General features: G+C 38.4%; 21 protein-coding genes. All 21 read left to right on the forward strand.

Translation table 11 applies throughout. From position 1 onward, the window contains the following. Positions 1-94: 94 nt before the first annotated feature. The 21 genes from BUA72_RS07440 (at position 95) to gcvP (ending at position 18,157) form a co-directional block, all read left to right on the forward strand. Positions 95-1,306, forward strand: a complete 1,212-nt coding sequence (locus BUA72_RS07440; protein ID WP_072922382.1) for a DUF763 domain-containing protein — start codon at positions 95-97, stop codon at positions 1,304-1,306. 194 nt (positions 1,307-1,500) lie between these two features. Next, complete coding sequence (locus BUA72_RS07445; RefSeq protein ID WP_052202361.1) at positions 1,501-2,091, forward strand: Crp/Fnr family transcriptional regulator; 591 nt, start codon at positions 1,501-1,503, stop codon at positions 2,089-2,091. Positions 2,092-2,169: 78 nt separating this feature from the next. Further along, positions 2,170-2,583: a VOC family protein gene (locus tag BUA72_RS07450; RefSeq protein WP_034725047.1), complete on the forward strand. Its 414-nt coding sequence runs from the start codon at positions 2,170-2,172 to the stop codon at positions 2,581-2,583. Between the two features lie 47 nt (positions 2,584-2,630). Continuing rightward, entirely contained in the window at positions 2,631-3,092 is a 462-nt protein-coding gene (locus BUA72_RS07455) for a DinB family protein (RefSeq protein WP_072922383.1), read from the forward strand. A gap of 26 nt (positions 3,093-3,118) precedes the next feature. After that, positions 3,119-3,559 (forward strand): SRPBCC family protein, encoded by a 441-nt coding sequence (locus tag BUA72_RS07460; RefSeq protein ID WP_072922384.1) that lies wholly within the window; start codon positions 3,119-3,121, stop codon positions 3,557-3,559. A 20-nt stretch (positions 3,560-3,579) separates the two neighbouring features. Next, positions 3,580-4,104 (forward strand): hypothetical protein, encoded by a 525-nt coding sequence (locus BUA72_RS07465; RefSeq protein ID WP_072922385.1) that lies wholly within the window; start codon positions 3,580-3,582, stop codon positions 4,102-4,104. 3 nt (positions 4,105-4,107) lie between these two features. Further along, positions 4,108-4,884 (forward strand): alpha/beta fold hydrolase, encoded by a 777-nt coding sequence (locus BUA72_RS07470; protein ID WP_072922386.1) that lies wholly within the window; start codon positions 4,108-4,110, stop codon positions 4,882-4,884. 282 nt (positions 4,885-5,166) lie between these two features. Next, positions 5,167-5,598: a VOC family protein gene (locus tag BUA72_RS07475; protein WP_047451557.1), complete on the forward strand. Its 432-nt coding sequence runs from the start codon at positions 5,167-5,169 to the stop codon at positions 5,596-5,598. A gap of 75 nt (positions 5,599-5,673) precedes the next feature. After that, a complete protein-coding gene (locus tag BUA72_RS07480; protein ID WP_034725058.1) occupies positions 5,674-6,087 on the forward strand; it encodes an SRPBCC family protein in 414 nt (137 codons plus the stop codon). Positions 6,088-6,122: 35 nt separating this feature from the next. Next, positions 6,123-6,362: a helix-hairpin-helix domain-containing protein gene (locus BUA72_RS07485; protein ID WP_228384005.1), complete on the forward strand. Its 240-nt coding sequence runs from the start codon at positions 6,123-6,125 to the stop codon at positions 6,360-6,362. A 91-nt stretch (positions 6,363-6,453) separates the two neighbouring features. Continuing rightward, on the forward strand, positions 6,454-7,320 hold the full coding sequence (locus tag BUA72_RS07490) for a VOC family protein (RefSeq protein ID WP_072922387.1): 867 nt from the start codon (positions 6,454-6,456) through the stop codon (positions 7,318-7,320). Between the two features lie 108 nt (positions 7,321-7,428). Next, complete coding sequence (locus BUA72_RS07495) at positions 7,429-8,262, forward strand: SDR family oxidoreductase (protein WP_139259567.1); 834 nt, start codon at positions 7,429-7,431, stop codon at positions 8,260-8,262. Positions 8,263-8,441: 179 nt separating this feature from the next. Next, positions 8,442-8,870, forward strand: coding sequence for an SRPBCC family protein (locus BUA72_RS07500; protein WP_034725065.1), 429 nt, complete (start codon positions 8,442-8,444; stop codon positions 8,868-8,870). Between the two features lie 33 nt (positions 8,871-8,903). Next, positions 8,904-9,347 carry an SRPBCC family protein gene (locus BUA72_RS07505; protein ID WP_072922389.1) on the forward strand — a complete coding sequence of 148 codons (444 nt, stop codon included), beginning with the start codon at positions 8,904-8,906 and terminating at the stop codon, positions 9,345-9,347. 115 nt (positions 9,348-9,462) lie between these two features. Then, positions 9,463-9,921, forward strand: a complete 459-nt coding sequence (locus BUA72_RS07510) for a DoxX family protein (RefSeq protein WP_072922390.1) — start codon at positions 9,463-9,465, stop codon at positions 9,919-9,921. 181 nt (positions 9,922-10,102) lie between these two features. After that, complete coding sequence (locus BUA72_RS07515) at positions 10,103-12,109, forward strand: S9 family peptidase (RefSeq protein ID WP_072922391.1); 2,007 nt, start codon at positions 10,103-10,105, stop codon at positions 12,107-12,109. A gap of 343 nt (positions 12,110-12,452) precedes the next feature. Further along, on the forward strand, positions 12,453-13,031 hold the full coding sequence (locus BUA72_RS07520) for an RNA polymerase sigma factor (protein ID WP_072922392.1): 579 nt from the start codon (positions 12,453-12,455) through the stop codon (positions 13,029-13,031). Between the two features lie 13 nt (positions 13,032-13,044). Continuing rightward, positions 13,045-13,377, forward strand: a complete 333-nt coding sequence (locus tag BUA72_RS07525) for a hypothetical protein (RefSeq protein WP_047451534.1) — start codon at positions 13,045-13,047, stop codon at positions 13,375-13,377. 90 nt (positions 13,378-13,467) lie between these two features. Next, a complete protein-coding gene (locus BUA72_RS07530) occupies positions 13,468-13,734 on the forward strand; it encodes a hypothetical protein (RefSeq protein ID WP_047451531.1) in 267 nt (88 codons plus the stop codon). Positions 13,735-14,020: 286 nt separating this feature from the next. Further along, positions 14,021-14,668, forward strand: coding sequence for a J domain-containing protein (locus BUA72_RS07535; RefSeq protein ID WP_072922393.1), 648 nt, complete (start codon positions 14,021-14,023; stop codon positions 14,666-14,668). Positions 14,669-15,298: 630 nt separating this feature from the next. Continuing rightward, positions 15,299-18,157: an aminomethyl-transferring glycine dehydrogenase gene (gcvP, locus tag BUA72_RS07540; RefSeq protein ID WP_047451527.1), complete on the forward strand. Its 2,859-nt coding sequence runs from the start codon at positions 15,299-15,301 to the stop codon at positions 18,155-18,157. Positions 18,158-18,505 lie beyond the last annotated feature (348 nt).

Below are 18,505 nucleotides of genomic sequence, written 5' to 3' on the forward strand. Positions count from 1 at the left end.
AGGCTTTAGCTAAAACCTATCTATAACCAAAACAAATGATTCAAATCATCAAAAAGTAAAACTTACTATACCTACCTTTACCCTTTAAAATACTATGAAACGTTCAGGAACCGCCGATCTACCTTTACACTATGGAAAAGTACCGCCATGGCTGTATGAGCGTATGTCTGCACTCGGACTTTCCATCATTGAAGTGATCCTGATGGATTACGGCAAAGATGAGGTGTTAAGAAGACTCGCAGATCCTTTCTGGTTTCAGAGTTTTGGAGCGGTCATGGGAATGGACTGGCACTCTTCAGGGATTACCACTTCTGTGATGGGTGCTTTGAAACGTTCCATCAATCCGAATTCACAGTCGCTCGGGCTTTACATTTGTGGTGGAAAAGGGAAATTTTCAAGAGAAACCCCTTCGGAACTGATTCAGATTGCGGATAAAACCGGACTGAACGGGCATGAACTGGTGAGAGCCAGCAAACTTTCCGCAAAAGTGGATAATACAGCCATTCAGGATGGGTATCAACTCTATCTGCACAACTTTATACTGGCTGATAATGGCAGCTGGAGCGTGGTACAGCAGGGAATGCACGAATCGGATGGTACGGCAAGACGGTATCACTGGCATTCCGGCAACATCAAATCATTTATAGAAGAACCTCACACGGGAATCAACGGGGTTTCCAGAGGGAAAATCCTCAATCTTACCGATGCTGAAGCTTCGGGAAACAGGAAGGGAATTCTGGATATTTCCCATACCGATTCCATAGACGTCATGAAAGATTTTTCAAGACTGATTCTTCCTGCGCATCACGATGTTCAGGCTTCTGATGTTGATTTAAAACGTCTCGGAGCTCTTTTGTATTTAACCCGCGAACAGCAGCCTCAGAATTTCGAAGACCTTCTGATGCTGGAAGGAGTAGGACCCAGAACAATGCAGTCACTGGCACTGGTAAGTGAAGTGATTCACGGCGCTCCCTCAAGATTTGCTGATCCTGCGAGATTTTCATTTGCTCATGGCGGAAAAGACGGACATCCTTTCCCGGTTCCGACTAAAACCTATGATGAGAGCATCAGCATTCTCAGAAAAGGTATTGAAAAATCCAAACTCGGAAATTCCGATAAGCTGAATACTTTAAATAAACTGCATCAGATCGTAGCCGCTACAGAAAAAGATTTTGTTCCCGATTTCGACATCCAGCAGGTGATAGAAGAGGAAAGACAGAATTCCTGGCGCTTCGGAGGAAAAACAGTTTTTGGAGACGCAGAACCTCCTAAAAAACCTAAACCGATCCAGCTTTCTTTATTCTGATAGGAATGACAAGTTTTTCGCTGATTGTCATGATGATTAAAAATCTGTTTAATTATTTAGAAAGAATAAAAACAACTAGTAATAATACAGTTAAATGGGGCTTTTTCTATCTATTCCATTAATTTGTTTAATTTTTTTTATTCCGGATTCAATTAAAAATGATATTTTTAAAGCCTTAAAAAAGCACCAATTCAATGACCAGCAAAGCCTTAGAAATCTGTTATGATTTCCCGTTTTTTTTTCAGGAAGAGCTTGACGAAATTTTTCAGGCCCACGAAAAAGTATCATTCCAAAAAGGAGATATCATTCTTGAAGAAGGAAAAACAGCCAATGAATACTATATTCTTGAAAAAGGCCTCGCCCGTTCCTACGTTAACGACTTTAACGGAAATGAAGTAACCACACATTTTTTTGCAGATAACGAGATCATTATTGAGGTGCTGTCGCTTTTTCAGAGAATTCCATCCCAGGAAAATATTGCATGTATCACAGACTGCGAATGCTGGCGGTTTGATTACGAAACCTTTCAGGAACTTTTTCACAAAATACCAAATCTCAGAGAATGGGGAAGATCATGGATGTCGAAGGAGCTTTTCGCCTATAAACAGCGTTCCGTGGAGATGTTCACCCTTTCTGCGACCAGACGTTACCTTAATCTTTTGGAACAGAAATCACAGGTGGTGCAGTTTGCTCCGCTTAAGCAGATTGCTTCCTATCTGGGCGTTACAGACACTTCTTTAAGCCGTATCCGTAAGGAAATTGTCTCTCATCCAAAGAAAATTTAAATCTTGTCCTATGGCAAGTTGATTTTCACGAAGGCTTGGTAATTTTGGTTTATAGTTTAACACCAAATAATTACAATTATGAAAGCCAATCAAATTTATGTCAACCTTCCGGTAAAAGATGTGCAGAAAACCAAAGCATTCTGGACTCAACTCGGATTCGAAATCAACGAACAGTTTTCAGATGACAAAGCGACGTGCGTTGTGATCAAAGAAGACAGCATCTACGTTATGTTTCTGACTGAAGAATATTTCATGACTTTTTCCGAAAGACCCGTTCCAAAGGGCGATACCACTCAGGTTCTTGTGGCCATTGGTCTGAACAGCCGTGAAGAAGTGGATCAGGTGGTGAATACCGCTTTGCAGAATGGAGCTTCACAGCATGAAGAACCTCAGGATTACGGATGGATGTATCAGAATTCTTTCTGGGATCTGGACGGACACGGCTGGAATATCACATTTGCTGATATGTCTCAAATGCCCACTGAATTTTAAAAATTCTCGCAATCTGCAAAATCCGCAGAAAATAAAAACATACCGCTATGGAAACCCAATCAAACGATATTGAAATCGTAAAAGTCCAGGTATTCAGCAATTACAAGGTAATTTTAATGAATATCGAAGGTATAACTCAGGAAGAATCCATGGTTTTTCCCAATGGTGAAGCCAACTGTATGAACTGGATCTTAGGACATTTAATTTTCATAAGAAATGCTTTTTTAAATGTTTTTGGAGAAGAATCGGTCTGGGATAGTGAAAAATTTTCATGCTACAACAGAGGCGCGATTCCGCTTGAAAGAAAAGAAGAACTGGTCACCTTTGAAGAGCTGAAATCTTATCTGCAGCAATCTCAGGATCAACTGGAAGCAAAACTGATCAGCATTGAACGTTTTAAACCTGAGACAATCAACGATATTGCCATTTTCTGTCTTCACGAGCTTTATCACAGCGGACAGTTAGGCTATCTCAGAAGAATCCTCGGAAAACCCGGAGCGATAAAATAACACACCAAAATCCAAAACAAATAATCATGGAAAATTCCTTTTCAATCCTTCACAATCTGGAAGTAGACGCAACCCTTGAAAATGTATTTCAGATGGTTTCCGTTCCCGAATTTCTCAATGAATGGTGGACACATTATTGTCAGGGCACTCCTGGACCCGATTCTGAATACACTTTTGAATTTTCTGAGACAGACATCTTGAAAGGAAAAGTTTCAAAGTTCAGTCCTCCTCATAAAATTGAATTTTTAATAACAGACGGTGATCAAGACTGGATAGGAACCAACGTGGGATTTGTTTTAAAAGAGACAGGAAAAGGAACCAGGATCAGCTTTCACCATACCGGATGGAAAGATACCCATGAACATTTCCGTCAAAGCTCATTCTGCTGGGCAATCTATTTAAGGATTTTGAGAAAATTTGTAGAAGATGGACTTCATGTTCCTTACTCAGAAAGATATCATTTTTAAAACAACTAAAAATCAAGAAAATGGACACACCACAATCAAAAAAAATGGAAATCATTATTCCGGCTTACCGAATGCATACCCAAAGCTTTCTTAATGTTTTGGACGGTATTTCGGAAGAAGACGGAATGAAAAGAATTGAAGGAAAAACCAACCATATTGTATGGATGGCAGGAAACTTTGTCAACATGCGTTATAGTTTGGGTTGGGTTTTAGGACTCAGGGATGAAGATCCTTACAGTGATCTTTTCTTTCAGGGAAAAGCCTTGAATGAGAGTAATAAATACCCAACTTTAGACGAACTCGAGAAAAATTTCCACGACATATCTCCCAAAATATTCCAAAAGCTGTTAGAAGTAACGGATGAAGAACTGGATGAGATTTTCGAGATCGGAATGAATATCCCTTTTGTTCGTGAAACCAAACTTAATTTCGTAGGAATGTGCATTGGGCGTGAGGATTATTTATGCGGACAGATCGGTCTGATGAGAAGAATCCTGGATTATCCGGGAATGACCTACGACATGGATGAAAGTATAAAATACTAATCAATGGAACCTAAAGAAAAAGGCTACAAAAATGTTAACGGAATCCGGATGTACTATGAAGTCTACGGTTCCGGAGAACCTTTGGTCCTGATTCATGGGGGAGGCTCATCCATTCTGTTTGATTTTAAAGAAGTGATCTCAAGGCTTGAAAACCAGTTTCAATTGATAGGAATTGATCTGCAAAATCATGGAATGACCGATCACCGCGATATTCCTGAAACCTTTGAACAGGATGCTCATGATATCGCTGCTCTTTTAAAGGAACTTCATGTCGGAAAAGCCTTTTTCTGGGGATTCAGCAACGGTGGAAACACGGTAATGCAGGTTGTCCATCTTTATCCTCAAATCGTTGAAAAACTGATCATCGCTTCTGCATTCTACAAAAGAAACGGAATGATAGACGGGTTTTTCGAAAGTATGGCAGAAGCTACACTGGAATCAATGCCGGAGCCGCTTAAAATCAATTTTCTAAATCTGAATCCTGATTTTTCAAAGTTGGAAAACCTTTTCGATAAAGACAGTAAAAGGATGCAGACTTTTGAAGACTGGGATGAAAAGATTTTGACGTCCATTGATGCTCCTGCATTATTCATCAGTGGAGATAAAGACGTTATGAAACCGGAACATGTGGTGGAAATGTGGCGGTTGATCCCGGATTCTCAGCTCATGATCCTGCCGGCAACCCATGGTTCCTACATGATGGCTGATTTCGATGGGAGCATAGATCATAATTTAATAAACTTCACCGTAAACGAGGTTGTAAAGTTTTTAAACCAATAACTAAACCATTACAAAATAACTGTTGGAAAGCGCAAAGACGCAAGGCTTTACGGTATTGAAAATATTTGTTAAGGCGCAAGAAAATCGAAGATTTTCAGCAAGGATTATGATGAGATTGCTTCGTCGCTGTGCTCCTCGCAATGACAGTGGTATTCAAATTTTATCGCAGATAAAATCCTTGCGCCTTAAAAAAGTAAGTTTTTAAGAAAATTTGCGCCTTTGCGATAACCCAACACAACCAAATAAACATTAATTAATAATAACATTTAAAAACAAGAAATCATGGCTAAATTAAATCCATACCTAAATTTTGACGGGAAAGCAGAAGAAGCTTTCAATTTTTACAAATCTGTTTTCGGAGGTGAATTCTTTGGTGAAATCCATAAAATGGGTAATGCACCCGGAACTGAAAATTTATCAGAAGAAGAAAAAAACAGAGTGATGCACATAGCCCTTCCGATTGGGAGTGATCTTCTGATGGCTTCGGACATTGTTCCAAGTTTCGGACAGACGCTGAATGTGGGAAATAATAATTACGTTTCCATTTTTCCGGAATCAAAAGATGAAGCAGACAGACTTTTCAAGGGACTTTCTGACGGAGGGAATGTAGAAATGCCTATTGAAGACCAGTTTTGGGGAGATTATTTCGGAAGTTTTCAGGACAAATATGGAGTTCATTGGATGGTGAACTATAATGAAGAATCTGCAAAATAATCTTATATTTATCTAAATTATAGGGGCAGTTCACCCGGACTGCCTTTTTATTTCAATATTAAAAAAAATAGATTTATGGACCCAATTAAGATAGATATCACAATTTTAGCCCCTGTAGAAAAGGTTTGGAATTATTTCAACGAACCGAAACATATTACGAAATGGAATTTTGCGCACGAAAGCTGGGAATGTCCAAGCGCAGAAAACGATTTGAGAGTGGGAGGGAAAATTAAAGCAAGAATGGAAGCGAAAGACAAAAGCTTCGGTTTCGATTTTGAAGGATTCTATGATGAGGTGATCCCGAATGCTGTGATAAAATACCATTTGGAAGACGGAAGAAAAGTAGAAGTCCTGTTTGACAAGATAGACGAAAATACCACAAAAGTGACTGAAATTTTCGATCCCGAAAAACAAAATTCTGTGGAAATGCAGAGAGAAGGCTGGTATGCTATTCTCAACAATTTTCACAAGTACGTTGAAAATCACTAAAACACGCATCTGCAGTCATGATCAATCTCTTAATAATGGCAAAATGTTTAAGCTCAATCTGCGCTGTCAATCATTTTGCTAAAAGTAATAATTTCCTGAATGGCGTTATTGCAGTACCGGCGAGAAGGTCTTTGGAAAGGGAGAAGATAGACTCTCTTGAAAAGCTTTCGGACTATTCTGAAAAAGAGATCATGCAGCTTCATGGTTTCGGAAAGAATGCCATGGAGAAACTTAAAAATCATATGAAAGAACATCAGATTTCTTTCAAAAACTAATAACTGTATTACGGGATACTTTCGTCATTGTGGGCTCTTTGAGTCTGTAGTGACTGATAAAACTATATATTTCAAACCTAAATTTAATACTATGAATAACGATATTTTCCCATGCCTCTGGTTTGATGAAGAATCGAAAGAGGCGGCAGAATTCTATTGTCAGGTGTTTGACGGAAAGATCACCGCAGATACTCCTGTGGTCATGAATATTGATCTGTTCGGACAGAAACTGATGCTTCTGAATGGCGGACCTCATTTTAAAAAGAACCCATCCATTTCCTTTATGGTCATCTGCGAAACCGAAGATGAGGTTCAGAAATACTGGGATCAGCTGATGGAAGGCGGAATGGCTCTTATGGCCCTGGATGCTTATTCCTGGAGCAAAAAGTACGGTTGGGTACAGGACAAATATGGTGCTACATGGCAGCTGTTTTTAGGAGATAAACCTGAATCACAGAAAATAGTTCCGACCATGATGTTTATCCATGAGAATAATGGAAAGGCCATGCAAGCCATGGAATTTTATACCAAAACTTTCCCGAACTCAACGATTGGAAATATCCTGAAATATGGAGACGGTGGGGAAGGACATCCAATATCCGAACCTGCTGAAAATATACAGCATGCCCAATTTACGATTGACGGCTACAGTTTCTTCTGTATGGACAATTCTTATGATCATCAGTTTGATTTCAATGAAGGAATTTCTATCGTCATCATGACTGATGGCCAGCAGCAGACCGACCACCTTTGGAATACCCTTATTTCAGATGGCGGAAGAGAAAGCATGTGCGGCTGGCTGAAAGACAAATACGGACTGAGCTGGCAGATCGTTCCGAAAAGACTGATCGAACTGATGAATGATTCGGATCAGTTGAAAGCCCAAAAGGTTGTTCAGGCGATGATGAAAATGCAGAAAATCGTTGTAGAAGATCTGGAAGAAGCCTATCATTCTTAATGACAAAAGGGTTAAATGGTGAATTGAAAACTCGTCTTTTAGCCTTTTTACGATTTTAGGTTTTAGATTTCGGCTTGCTGTTTGATGGAATTAGAAAAAGATTTGCCTATGAAAACACAGAACAAGTCACAATCCAAATCAAAAGTTCCACAAGACGGACTCTTTCCCGAGATCATCCGTAACGATTATCAGGGAAGCCGAAAGCTTAAAGGAAAAAAGGCAGTTATTTCAGGTGGAGACAGCGGAATAGGACAGGCAGTAGCCGTTCATTTTGCAAGAGAAGGAGCAGATGTTGCGATCATTTACAAAGAAAGCGATGATGATGCTAAAGAAACAAAAAGACTGGTAGAAAAAGAAGGTCAGCAATGTACCGTGATCAAAGGAGATCTTACAAAAAAAGCATTCAGGATAAAATGTGCAGAAAAGATAAAAGATAACTGGAAAAGTCTCGATATCCTGGTCAATAACGCCGGAATCCATACTTCAAAGAACAGTCTTGAAAAGATCACCGATGAGCAGATTCAGGAAACTTTTAATACCAATATCATTTCTATGATTTCTCTGACGAGAAATTTTCTGCCTTTGATGGGAGAAGGAGGCCGGATCATCTGTACGACGTCGGTCACGGCGTATCGGGGAAGTGAACATTTGATTGATTATGCCGCAACGAAAGGAGCTATTTTATCTTTCATCCGTTCGCTGTCAGCCAATCTTGCCGAAAAGAAAATATTGGTCAATGGAATTGCTCCCGGACCTATATGGACACCACTGGTAAAAGAAGCTTTCGATGATCTGTCAACATTTGGAAAAGATACACCCCTGAAACGGGCAGGACAGCCTTCAGAAGTCGCTCCGGCTTATGTTTTTCTGGCTTCCAGAGATGCAGATTACATCACCGGAGAAGTGATTCATATTAATGGAGGAGATTTCGTCGGAGGCTAGAATGAGAAGTTAGAAGCTAGAGATTAGAAGTTAGAAAATAGAAGTTATAACGACCAATAGTAGTATTTTTGACATCTAGCATCTAGCATCTAGCATCTAGCATCTGATATCTTGATTCCTGGCTATATCCTCAAAACTAATTTCTAACCTCTAATATCTAACCTCTAAATAAAGAAGCAATGCAAAAAATATTTTTTGAAATCCAGATCGATGCACCCAATGAAAGAGTATGGGATGTACTATGGAGTGATATCACATACAGACAGTGGACGACAGCTTTCACAGAAGGTTCCTTTTATCAGGGAACATTTGAAGAAGGAAGCATCATGAAGTTTTTCGATCCCAATAATAACGGGATGTACAGCCGTGTTGAAAAAAATATTCCCCATAAAGAATTAAAGCTCCTGCACCTTGGAGAAATTTATGACGGTGTAGAAGCCCCTCAGGATTGGGGTGAAGCCACGGAAGCTTATATTTTGGAAGAAACAGAAACGGGAACCATTTTGAAAATTGAAATTCAGACCCCTGAAGAGTTTAAATCATTTTTTGAAGAGAAATTCCCGGTCGCCTTGGGAATTGTGAAAAATCTTTCAGAAATTCAATTATAAACCACCAATATAAAAATTACAAAAACTTAAAATATGGAAACCTTATCTTACGAAATTGTTATCAACGCCCCACTACAGAAAGTATGGGACGTTCTCTGGACCCCAGAAACCTATACCGAATGGACTCAGTTTTTCGGTCCGGGATCTGTCATGAAATCAGACTGGGAAGTTGGTGGAAAAACGTATTTTGTGAATGCAGAAGGAGAAGGAATGGTCTCAACCATTGACAGCATTGATGAGCCCAATCAGGTTATTTTTAAACACCTTGGGATGGTAGACAAAGAAGGCAACGAAGATATACACAGCAAAGAAGTAATGGAATGGAGCGGTGCTTTCGAAAAATACATCCTTATTGATTTGGAAGGAAAAACCAAGCTTCATGCTGAAGTACAGGTCGATAAAGAATGGAAAGATCATCTGGATACGGGATTTATAAAAGGCCTTGATGTGGTAAAAAACCTTGCCGAGAATAAATAATCCGTACCTTTATTTAACAAAAAATAACCTTATAGATTTCAAAAGTCTGTAAGGTTTTATATTGATATCATGGGAAGATGCAGTATCTTTCTAATTACTTTTAATAAATAACAATATGAAATTATTAAGCATCCTTTTCGGAACATTTCTTCTCGCTCTGGTGGCCACATTTGCCATTCAGGGAAAGCCTGATTTTTTATTCTCCGGGAATCTGGGAATGGCTGTATTCATCATATTCACAGGATTTTCTCACTTTAAATTTCAGAAAGGAATGGCGATGATGATTCCTGAATTGGTTCCCGGAAAAATGTTCTGGGTCCATTTTACAGGAGTTATTGAAATCGCTGCGGGAATAGGGTTGATGATCCCATCCATACGGGAGCTGACGGCGATAATGCTGATTATTTTTTATGTTTTGGTTTTCATCGCCAACATCAATTCTTCAAAGAAAAAGATCAATATTTTCAAGGCAGACTACACCGGTCCAGGAATGAATTATCTCTATAAAGAGCGAATTCCGATGCAGATTATTTTAATAGTCTGGACGTGGTATTTTGGGATTTATTTGAACTAATGATTTTTAGTAAAAAAAACATTTACTTAATATTAATGGATTATATTTTTCTATAAATATATTTTTTTAATGAATATATGATGATTTGTGTAACGTATTGAGATGAAGTGCGTCATATTAAGCAAAAGGTTTTATCGTTTTTAAAATCTTTATGTACCACCTAACCTCAAAACATGAATCTATGAATCTAAATGCAAAATTTTTTGGTGCGGCTCAAATCGTACTGTCAGCAATAATGATGAATGCACAGACTTCAACGGCAAAACTGCCGGGCGACCCTACGCTCCCTTCTTCCAAAGAAACTCTGGATAAATTAATTTCCTACGATAAAGGAAACTTCAAGTACAAAGTAGAAGACTATTTCGCAAGACCGAATGCTTCGCAGTTTAAAATTTCCCCGGACGGACAGTATCTTTCCTACAAAGAAAAAGATGCAGATAAAAAAAATCATGTCTATGTAAAAGAACTAAAAACTGGGAAAATTACAAAAGCCATCGTAGAAAAAGATGATCTAATCGGGGGCTATGGCTGGTTGGATAAAAAAAGACTCTTCTACACCCAGGATAAAGGAGGAAATGAAAATAACCATTTGTACGCAGTAGATATTGATGGGAAGAATCTTAAGGATCTGACTCCTTTTGACGGAGTGACCCTGAATTACGCAGATGTTATTAAGGATACAGAATTTGTGATCGTTGCCCTGAATAAGAACAACAAGCAGATCTTTGAACCTTATAAAGTTAATTTCAATACCGGTGAAATGACCCAGCTTTATGAAAATAAAGATGTTAATAATCCTATTGATGGCTATATTTTTGACAAGAAAGGGAATATGCGTGGATACACCGTTCTGGAAAACGGATTGACGACTAAAACCTATTACAAAGATTTAGACATAGGGAAATTTAACCTGATAAAATCCACAGACTGGAAAAATACCTTCAGTATTATAGGATTAAACGATAATTCCAAAAATAAGGATGAAGCGTATGTAGTCACTGATTTAGATAGTGATAAAGCCAGAATTGTACTGTATGATCTAAAGAAAAATGCGATCATAAAAGAAGTATATTCCAATCCTGTATACGATGTAAGTTCAATAAGCACAGCCCGGAAAAACAGGAATTACGAACTGGACTATATAAGTTATACCGGAGTTAAAGGTGAGACAATTCCTGTAAGTAAGTTTTACAAAGAGGTTCACGATCAATTAAAAGCGGAATTCAAAGACAAAGAATTTTCCGTAGTTTCTTCTGATGATAATGAGGAGAAATTATTGGTAGTGGTTGGCAGTGACAGGCTTTACGGGAATTATTATGAATATGATACAAAATCTAAGAAGCTAAAACTTCTGTACAATCTGATGCCTCAGCTGAAAGAAGAAGATATGGCTGAAATGAAGCCTATTGAATTCAAAAGCAGAGACGGCCTTACCATCCGTGGATATATTACCATGCCTAAGGATGCGGTTAATGGTAAGAAAGTTCCATTGATTGTTAATCCTCACGGTGGTCCACAAGGAGTCAGAGACAACTGGGGTTTCAATCCTGAAGATCAGCTTTTTGCCAGTAGAGGATATGCCACACTGCACGTGAATTTCAGAATTTCCGGTGGCTATGGAAAAGAATTCCAGCAATCAGGATACAAGCAGATCGGACGTAAAGCAATGGATGATGTGGAAGATGGAGTAAAATATGTCATCGAGCAAGGTTGGATCGATAAAAATAAAATTGCGATCTATGGAGGAAGCCACGGTGGATATGCAACACTAATGGGGCTAATTAAAACGCCTGATCTGTATTCTTGCGGTGTAGATTATGTGGGCGTTTCCAATATCTTCACATTCTTTGAATCTTTCCCTGAATACTGGAAGCCGTACAAAGAAATGGTAAAACAAATCTGGTATGACCTGGATAATCCTGAAGAAGCGAAAATCGCGAAAGAAGTTTCTCCAGTGTTCCATATCGATAAGATTAAAAAGCCTTTATTTGTAGTGCAGGGTGCGAATGATCCAAGAGTAAATATCAATGAATCAGACCAGATCGTAAAAGCAATGCGTGCAAAAGGAGTAGAAGTTCCCTACATGGTAAAATATGATGAAGGTCACGGATTCAGAAAAGAACCCAACAGAATAGAACTCTACAAATATATGATGGGTTTCTTTGCCGAAAATTTCAACAAGAAATAATACATGTTTTATATAATTATAGGAACGGAGAGTGTAATGCTTTCCGTTTTTTTTGTGATAGAGTCAAGATGCTAGATTTCAGACATCAGACATCAGATTTTAGATTAAGGTAGAGGTTTAGGTTGAAGAGGAGATTAAGTGGAAATCATGTAACATTCAAAAAGTCAATAGTCATAATTCACCAGCTTGTAACACACATATTCCGTATCATATTTTTAATGTTCCGGTTTTCATCTTCTATTCTCTAACTCACAAACCCTTTCTACAAAAGAAAATCTCAACAGTCAATAATTTTTTTTTACATTTATTAAAGTAAAACCAAAAGGCAGATCGTCATAGCAATATGGAGGTTGTCGAAGAAATAACAGTGCCACAGGAGGAGAAAGCAAGTATCATCTCACAAACCGTTTCAAAGTACGGAGGAAAGCTGATGTCTTATATTCGTCCGAAAGTGAAAAACACTGAAGATGCGGAAGATATTCTGCAGGAAGTGTGGTTCCAGTTCAGCAGTCTGACCAATCTTTCGGAGATTGTGAATGTCGGCGGCTGGCTGTACAGAGTGACTGCTAATAAAATCACAGACCGTTACCGCAAAAAGAAAACCGAAAATCTTGAAGATTTCGTGTATGAAGACGAAGATGGAAGTTTTTCTATCAAGGATATCTTATTGCTGGACGAGAGTGCCGGACCTGAAGTGAAAATGTTTCAGGACGAGATATGGAAAAAGCTGTTTGAGGCACTGGACGAACTTCCTGAGAAACAAAGGTTAGTGTACGTAGAAAACGAACTGAACGACAAAACCCTGCAGCAGATCGCTGACGAACAGGGCGAAAATATCAAAACCATTATCAGTAGGAAAAATTATGCTGTGAAGCATTTAAGAAACAGACTGAGAAGATTATACGAAGATTTAAATAGTTAGTAAAGAAGAAATTATGAATCATAAACACAAAAAAGGCTGGATTTTTTTATTCTTATGTCCGCCGCTGATCTTACTGGCCGTTACTTTCATTGTAATGTCGCTTTGGAACTGCCTGCTTCCTGAGATCCTGGGTGTAAAATCCATTACATTCTGGCAGGCGATGGGAATACTCGTCTTAAGTAAAATTCTTTTTGGAGGTTTCCATTTCGGAAAAGGAATGAGAGATTTCAAAGAAAGAAAAATGAGACAGAGAATGGCTGAACTGTCCCCTGAAGAAAGAGAGAAATTCAAGGAAGTTTGGAGAGATAAATGCTCAGGAGGATTCTTCAACAAAAAAAACGGATAATTTAAAAATTTTAAGAAGTAGTAAAGTAAAATTGAAATTCATCCGTCTATATAAAAAACAAGAAGTAGTAAAATTTAAAATTTTGAAAAAATGAAAAATTCAGCATTAAAAGGAGCTCTTGGAGCATTAGCTGTTGTGGGCATCGCATTGGCTGCCAAAAAAATAGCCCAGAGAAAAAGATTCATGAAAGGTATTTTTAACGAATACGGAATCAAAGAAAGATCACCATTCGGTTTTGCAGACAGAATCAGAGAAATGGATGATGAGCAGTACCAGGAACTGAAAGGAAAGTTCAAAAAAGAATTCTCTTCAAGATGTTGCAGAAAAGACAGTAAGGACAATACTGTAGAAGCATAAGAAGTCTATAACTAAATTGAAATTGTTTAGTTCCGGCGCGGGAAGCAAAGCTTCCCGCGCCGGAATTTTTTTAGGGAAAGGTGGCTTCGGGTGCCTCAGCCACCAGAAAAAGCAGGAAAGCTCATAACTACAAAACAAATATCTGAATTATTCACCACAACACCATTGTGGCCATTTGCGAAACATTTGTGTCATTCGTGTTTAAAAAAGCATTAGCATTTTACTGAAATATTCCTCTTAAGAATAAACCCGAAAAAAAAATAATTCCTTATTTTTGCCTAGCTCAATGAAAGATTACTACTATTTTCTCGGGATTTCTCCGGATGCTTCAGAAGAAGACATCAAGAAAGCCTATAGAAAGTTATCTTTAAAATATCATCCCGATAAAAATGACAACGATGATTTCTTTGCCGGGCGTTTCCGTGAAATTCAGGAAGCTTATGAAATATTGAGTGATTCCGTAAGCAGACGTACTTACGACCAGAATTTAGAGAACCATCAGAAAAGTTTCAGGTACAATATTCCGCCAAGCATCAAAACGTTTACGGCGAATAAAATTCATGCAAAAAAAGGGGAGGAGATCATCATCAACTGGCAGACAAGCAATGCCGATGTGGTGAAAGTATTGCCTTTCGGTCTGGAAAAGCCTTTTGGAGAAAGAATCTTTAAGATTACAGAATTTAAGGACGGGAAATTTCAGATTTTACTTCATGCAACCAATTCGCTGCTGCACAAAACGGCAGTACAGGGAATCACCATTACGGAAGTCTTTGAGAATGATGGCGCTCAGTTTAAAAGCAGCGTAGAGGAAATGTTCAAGCCTCAGCCCAGAACACGGATCAATAAATCAGGCCAGCCAAAGATCATGATGCTGATCTGGGGAATTATTATTCTGGCGTTGGCGGTATATTTTTTAGTCAGGAATTTTGGCTAATTAAGCCATCTTTTTTCTTCCCGGACACTTTTTACATCTCTTTCCTTTCTTGAACTTTTTGCAGCAGGATTTCTTTTCACAATACATATCTTCATTATTAAATGCAAATACAGGAGCTAAAGGCGGTACTTTAAACGGGACAATCATATTCATGCTACAAATATATTAATTTAGAATAAATATAATTAATAAAATTTCATAAAATTGACAATGCCTGTTGATCAGAGTATTCCGTGATAATTGTCAACCTTATTTTTGATGAAAAATGAAGATTTTAGAAGCATCCGACCTCCCGAAAAGTGAAATAACATCACATTAAAAAAGTTCTGAATACAGATTTGTTTAAATGAATCTGATGATTATTGGTGATCCATTATGAACTCAATATGTATTTATTTTAAACATCCATCGCATAAATTCTAATTTTTAATACTGATTCAATAAAACATTATGATAGAGATTGGAGAATAAACAGGTTAATTTTTAAGTATTAAATAATTATTAGAGTAATTTATCTTAAAAATGATATAGATTTTCGTTATTGTTTTGACAATTTTGAACTGTTGTACAATCGTTTAAAAAAACGTAATTTTACGAATCTTTTTTACGAACAAAATCTAATAAATAAAAATGAATACAGAACAGTTTGTGAGCCGTCACATTTCCCTTAATGAAGCCGATAAACAGGCAATGTTGGAAAGATTGGGCGTTTCAAGTATTGAAGAACTAATTTCTCAGACCATTCCTTCTTCTATCCGTTTAGAGAAAGATCTTGAGATCTCTGCACCGCTTTCAGAATACGAGATGCTGAACCATTCGAAAGATCTGGCATCAAAGAATACTGATTATACGAGCTACATTGGTTTTGGATACCACAATACACTTTTGCCATCAGCTATTCAGAGAAATATCTTTGAAAACCCAAGCTGGTATACGGCGTATACTCCTTATCAGGCTGAAATTGCACAGGGAAGGCTGGAAGCTCTTCTTAATTTCCAGACGGTAGTGTGCGATCTTACAGGTTTCGGACTGGCTAATGCTTCTCTTTTGGATGAATCTACAGCTGCAGCAGAAGCTATGCATATGTTCTTCAACAACAGAACGAAGGACCAGAAGAAAGCCAATGCCAACAAATTCTTCGTTTCCGATCTTGTTTTACCACAAACAGTGGCCGTTTTAAAAACGAAAGCTGAAGGTTTAGAAATCGAAATCGTGGAAGGTGACCACAAAACTCACGAGTTAGACGGAAGCTATTACGGTGTTTTATTACAGTATCCGGGGAAAAACGGTATCGTTTTAGACTATACTGAAGATATTGTAGACTATAAAAAATTAGATTTACAGGTTGTTGTAGCTTGTGATCCGATGGCTTTGGTGAAACTTAAATCTCCTGCTTCCATGGGTGCTGACTGTGCCGTTGGAACTTCTCAGAGATTCGGTATTCCATTGGGTTACGGAGGACCTCACGCTGCATTTTTCTCTTGTAGAGAAGATTACAAAAGAGATATTCCGGGAAGAATCATCGGGGTTTCTCAGGATATGTACGGAAAACGTGCATTGAGAATGGCGCTTCAGACGAGAGAACAGCACATTAAAAGAGAAAGAGCTACTTCCAATATCTGTACAGCACAGGTACTTCTTGCGGTAATGGCAGGAATGTATGCCGTTTATCACGGACCAAAAGGATTAAACTATATCGCTGATCAGATCCACTTTAAAGCCAACGCTTTGAAAAACGGTCTTAAAGCATTAGGATACCAGACAGTTGAAGAGCCTATCTTCGATACCGTGAAAATCACGATGAGTGAGGATGAGAAAGGAAGATTGATGAGAATGATGCTTGATCACAAACTTAACCTGAACTATTTCACAGAAGGAGTGGTAAGTATCGCGATCAACGAAAGTACAACATTGGAGAAATTAAACTATCTGATGGCTTCTTTCGCTCAGTTCAAAGACAAACAGACTTTCAAATTAGAAATAAAAGAAGGATACAGCATTCCTGAGGAGAATTTAAGAAAAGACGAAATTCTTACGGAACAGGTATTCAACAAATACCATACTGAAACGGAATTGATGCGTTACATCAAACGTTTGGAAAGAAAAGATTTATCATTAACGCATTCGATGATTTCTCTTGGTTCTTGTACCATGAAACTGAACGCTGCTACTCAAATGTTGCCTCTTTCTTGGGATAACTGGGGAGCTGTTCACCCATTTGTACCGGTGGACCAAGCTGGAGGTTACCAGGAAATGATCAGAGAATTGGAGAAAGATTTAGCTGAAATCACAGGTTTCGCAGGAACTTCTCTTCAGCCAAACTCTGGAGCTCAGGGTGAATATGCAGGATTAATGGTGATCAGAGAATATCACATTTCAAGAGGTGAAGGCCACAGAAATGTAGTATTGATCCCTCAGTCTGCACACGGAACCAACCCGGCTTCTGCAGCGATGGCAGGAATGAAGATTGTTGTCGTTAAAAACCTTGAAAGCGGAGAAATTGATTTCGAAGACCTGAAAGCTAAAACGGAGCAGAATTCTGAAAATTTATCTTGTGTAATGATCACATATCCGTCTACTTACGGATTCTTCGATGCCAACATTAAAGAAATTACAAGCTTAATCCACGAGCACGGTGGACAGGTATATATGGATGGTGCGAACATGAACGCTCAGGTAGGATTCACAAGTCCAGGAAACATCGGAGCAGACGTTTGTCACCTGAACTTACACAAAACTTTCGCAATTCCTCACGGAGGTGGAGGTCCTGGAGTAGGTCCAATCTGTGTGGCTAAGCACTTAGTACCTTTCCTTCCTTCCAATGCCAATATCAGAATCGGTTCTAAAGAAGCGATCGAAGGTATTTCTGCAGCACCTTACGGTTCTGGTCTGATCCTTAACATTTCTTATTCTTACATCAAAATGTTAGGAACGGATGGATTGAAAAAGGCAACGGGTCATGCGATCATGAATGCGAATTACCTTAAAGAAATTTTAGCTGAGCATTTCCCGATCCTGTATTCAAACGAGAGTGGAAGAGTCGCTCACGAGTGTATCGTAGACTTCCGTCAGTTCAAAACTTTAGGAATTGAAGTAGCTGATGTAGCGAAGAGACTAATGGATTATGGATTCCATGCTCCAACCGTTTCTTTCCCTGTAGCAGGAACATTGATGATTGAGCCTACGGAATCTGAAAGCAAGTCTGAAATCGACCGTTTTGCAGAAGCATTAATCTCCATCAAAAAAGAAATCGATGAGATTGCTAACGGAGAAGCAGATCAGGCGAACAACGTCCTTAAAAATGCTCCACACACTGAGCAGTTGGTGATCTCAGATTCTTGGGATAAACCCTACAGCAGAGAAAAGGCAGCTTATCCGTTAGACTGGGTAAGAGACCACAAATTCTTCGCTTCCGTATCCAGAGTTGATGAAGCTTATGGAGACAGAAACTTAGTATGTACTTGTGAGCCGATTGAAGCTTATATGTAATCATTGACTATAAATATAAAACACCCGTTTAGATTCTAAACGGGTGTTTTTCTTTTGTTATTTTATCTCTCTTACCTTCTTCGATAGCTGTAAGCCACAAGAAGTGCAACAGCCATGGCACCAAAAGTGACCATTGAAACTGTTTTAATTGATATTTCACTGTCTTTTGCTGATGATGTATTTTGAGATTTCTCACATGAAGACAAGAATACTACTGTCAAGAATAGACAGCCCAAGAGTAATTTTTTAATCATAAATGTATTTGTTTGGTTATTAGGTTTTTATGAGCAAAAAATATGCCGGGTATGCTGTTTTAATGAGAGTTTTGTATGCGGTAAATAGCAAATC

The sequence above is a fragment of the Chryseobacterium sp. OV279 genome (assembly GCF_900128945.1).
In the GTDB taxonomy this organism is placed as follows: domain Bacteria; phylum Bacteroidota; class Bacteroidia; order Flavobacteriales; family Weeksellaceae; genus Chryseobacterium.

Excerpts from the sequence above, each read along its gene's own strand:
- BUA72_RS07440 (WP_072922382.1), top strand. The coding sequence starts at position 95 with ATGAAACGTTCAGGAACCGCCGATCTACCTTTACACTATGGAAAAGTA.
- BUA72_RS07445 (WP_052202361.1), top strand. The coding sequence starts at position 1,501 with ATGACCAGCAAAGCCTTAGAAATCTGTTATGATTTCCCGTTTTTTTTT.
- BUA72_RS07450 (WP_034725047.1), top strand. The coding sequence starts at position 2,170 with ATGAAAGCCAATCAAATTTATGTCAACCTTCCGGTAAAAGATGTGCAG.
- BUA72_RS07455 (WP_072922383.1), top strand. The coding sequence starts at position 2,631 with ATGGAAACCCAATCAAACGATATTGAAATCGTAAAAGTCCAGGTATTC.
- BUA72_RS07460 (WP_072922384.1), top strand. The coding sequence starts at position 3,119 with ATGGAAAATTCCTTTTCAATCCTTCACAATCTGGAAGTAGACGCAACC.
- BUA72_RS07465 (WP_072922385.1), top strand. The coding sequence starts at position 3,580 with ATGGACACACCACAATCAAAAAAAATGGAAATCATTATTCCGGCTTAC.
- BUA72_RS07470 (WP_072922386.1), top strand. The coding sequence starts at position 4,108 with ATGGAACCTAAAGAAAAAGGCTACAAAAATGTTAACGGAATCCGGATG.
- BUA72_RS07475 (WP_047451557.1), top strand. The coding sequence starts at position 5,167 with ATGGCTAAATTAAATCCATACCTAAATTTTGACGGGAAAGCAGAAGAA.
- BUA72_RS07480 (WP_034725058.1), top strand. The coding sequence starts at position 5,674 with ATGGACCCAATTAAGATAGATATCACAATTTTAGCCCCTGTAGAAAAG.
- BUA72_RS07485 (WP_228384005.1), top strand. The coding sequence starts at position 6,123 with ATGGCAAAATGTTTAAGCTCAATCTGCGCTGTCAATCATTTTGCTAAA.
- BUA72_RS07490 (WP_072922387.1), top strand. The coding sequence starts at position 6,454 with ATGAATAACGATATTTTCCCATGCCTCTGGTTTGATGAAGAATCGAAA.
- BUA72_RS07495 (WP_139259567.1), top strand. The coding sequence starts at position 7,429 with ATGAAAACACAGAACAAGTCACAATCCAAATCAAAAGTTCCACAAGAC.
- BUA72_RS07500 (WP_034725065.1), top strand. The coding sequence starts at position 8,442 with ATGCAAAAAATATTTTTTGAAATCCAGATCGATGCACCCAATGAAAGA.
- BUA72_RS07505 (WP_072922389.1), top strand. The coding sequence starts at position 8,904 with ATGGAAACCTTATCTTACGAAATTGTTATCAACGCCCCACTACAGAAA.
- BUA72_RS07510 (WP_072922390.1), top strand. The coding sequence starts at position 9,463 with ATGAAATTATTAAGCATCCTTTTCGGAACATTTCTTCTCGCTCTGGTG.
- BUA72_RS07515 (WP_072922391.1), top strand. The coding sequence starts at position 10,103 with ATGAATCTAAATGCAAAATTTTTTGGTGCGGCTCAAATCGTACTGTCA.
- BUA72_RS07520 (WP_072922392.1), top strand. The coding sequence starts at position 12,453 with ATGGAGGTTGTCGAAGAAATAACAGTGCCACAGGAGGAGAAAGCAAGT.
- BUA72_RS07525 (WP_047451534.1), top strand. The coding sequence starts at position 13,045 with ATGAATCATAAACACAAAAAAGGCTGGATTTTTTTATTCTTATGTCCG.
- BUA72_RS07530 (WP_047451531.1), top strand. The coding sequence starts at position 13,468 with ATGAAAAATTCAGCATTAAAAGGAGCTCTTGGAGCATTAGCTGTTGTG.
- BUA72_RS07535 (WP_072922393.1), top strand. The coding sequence starts at position 14,021 with ATGAAAGATTACTACTATTTTCTCGGGATTTCTCCGGATGCTTCAGAA.
- gcvP (WP_047451527.1), top strand. The coding sequence starts at position 15,299 with ATGAATACAGAACAGTTTGTGAGCCGTCACATTTCCCTTAATGAAGCC.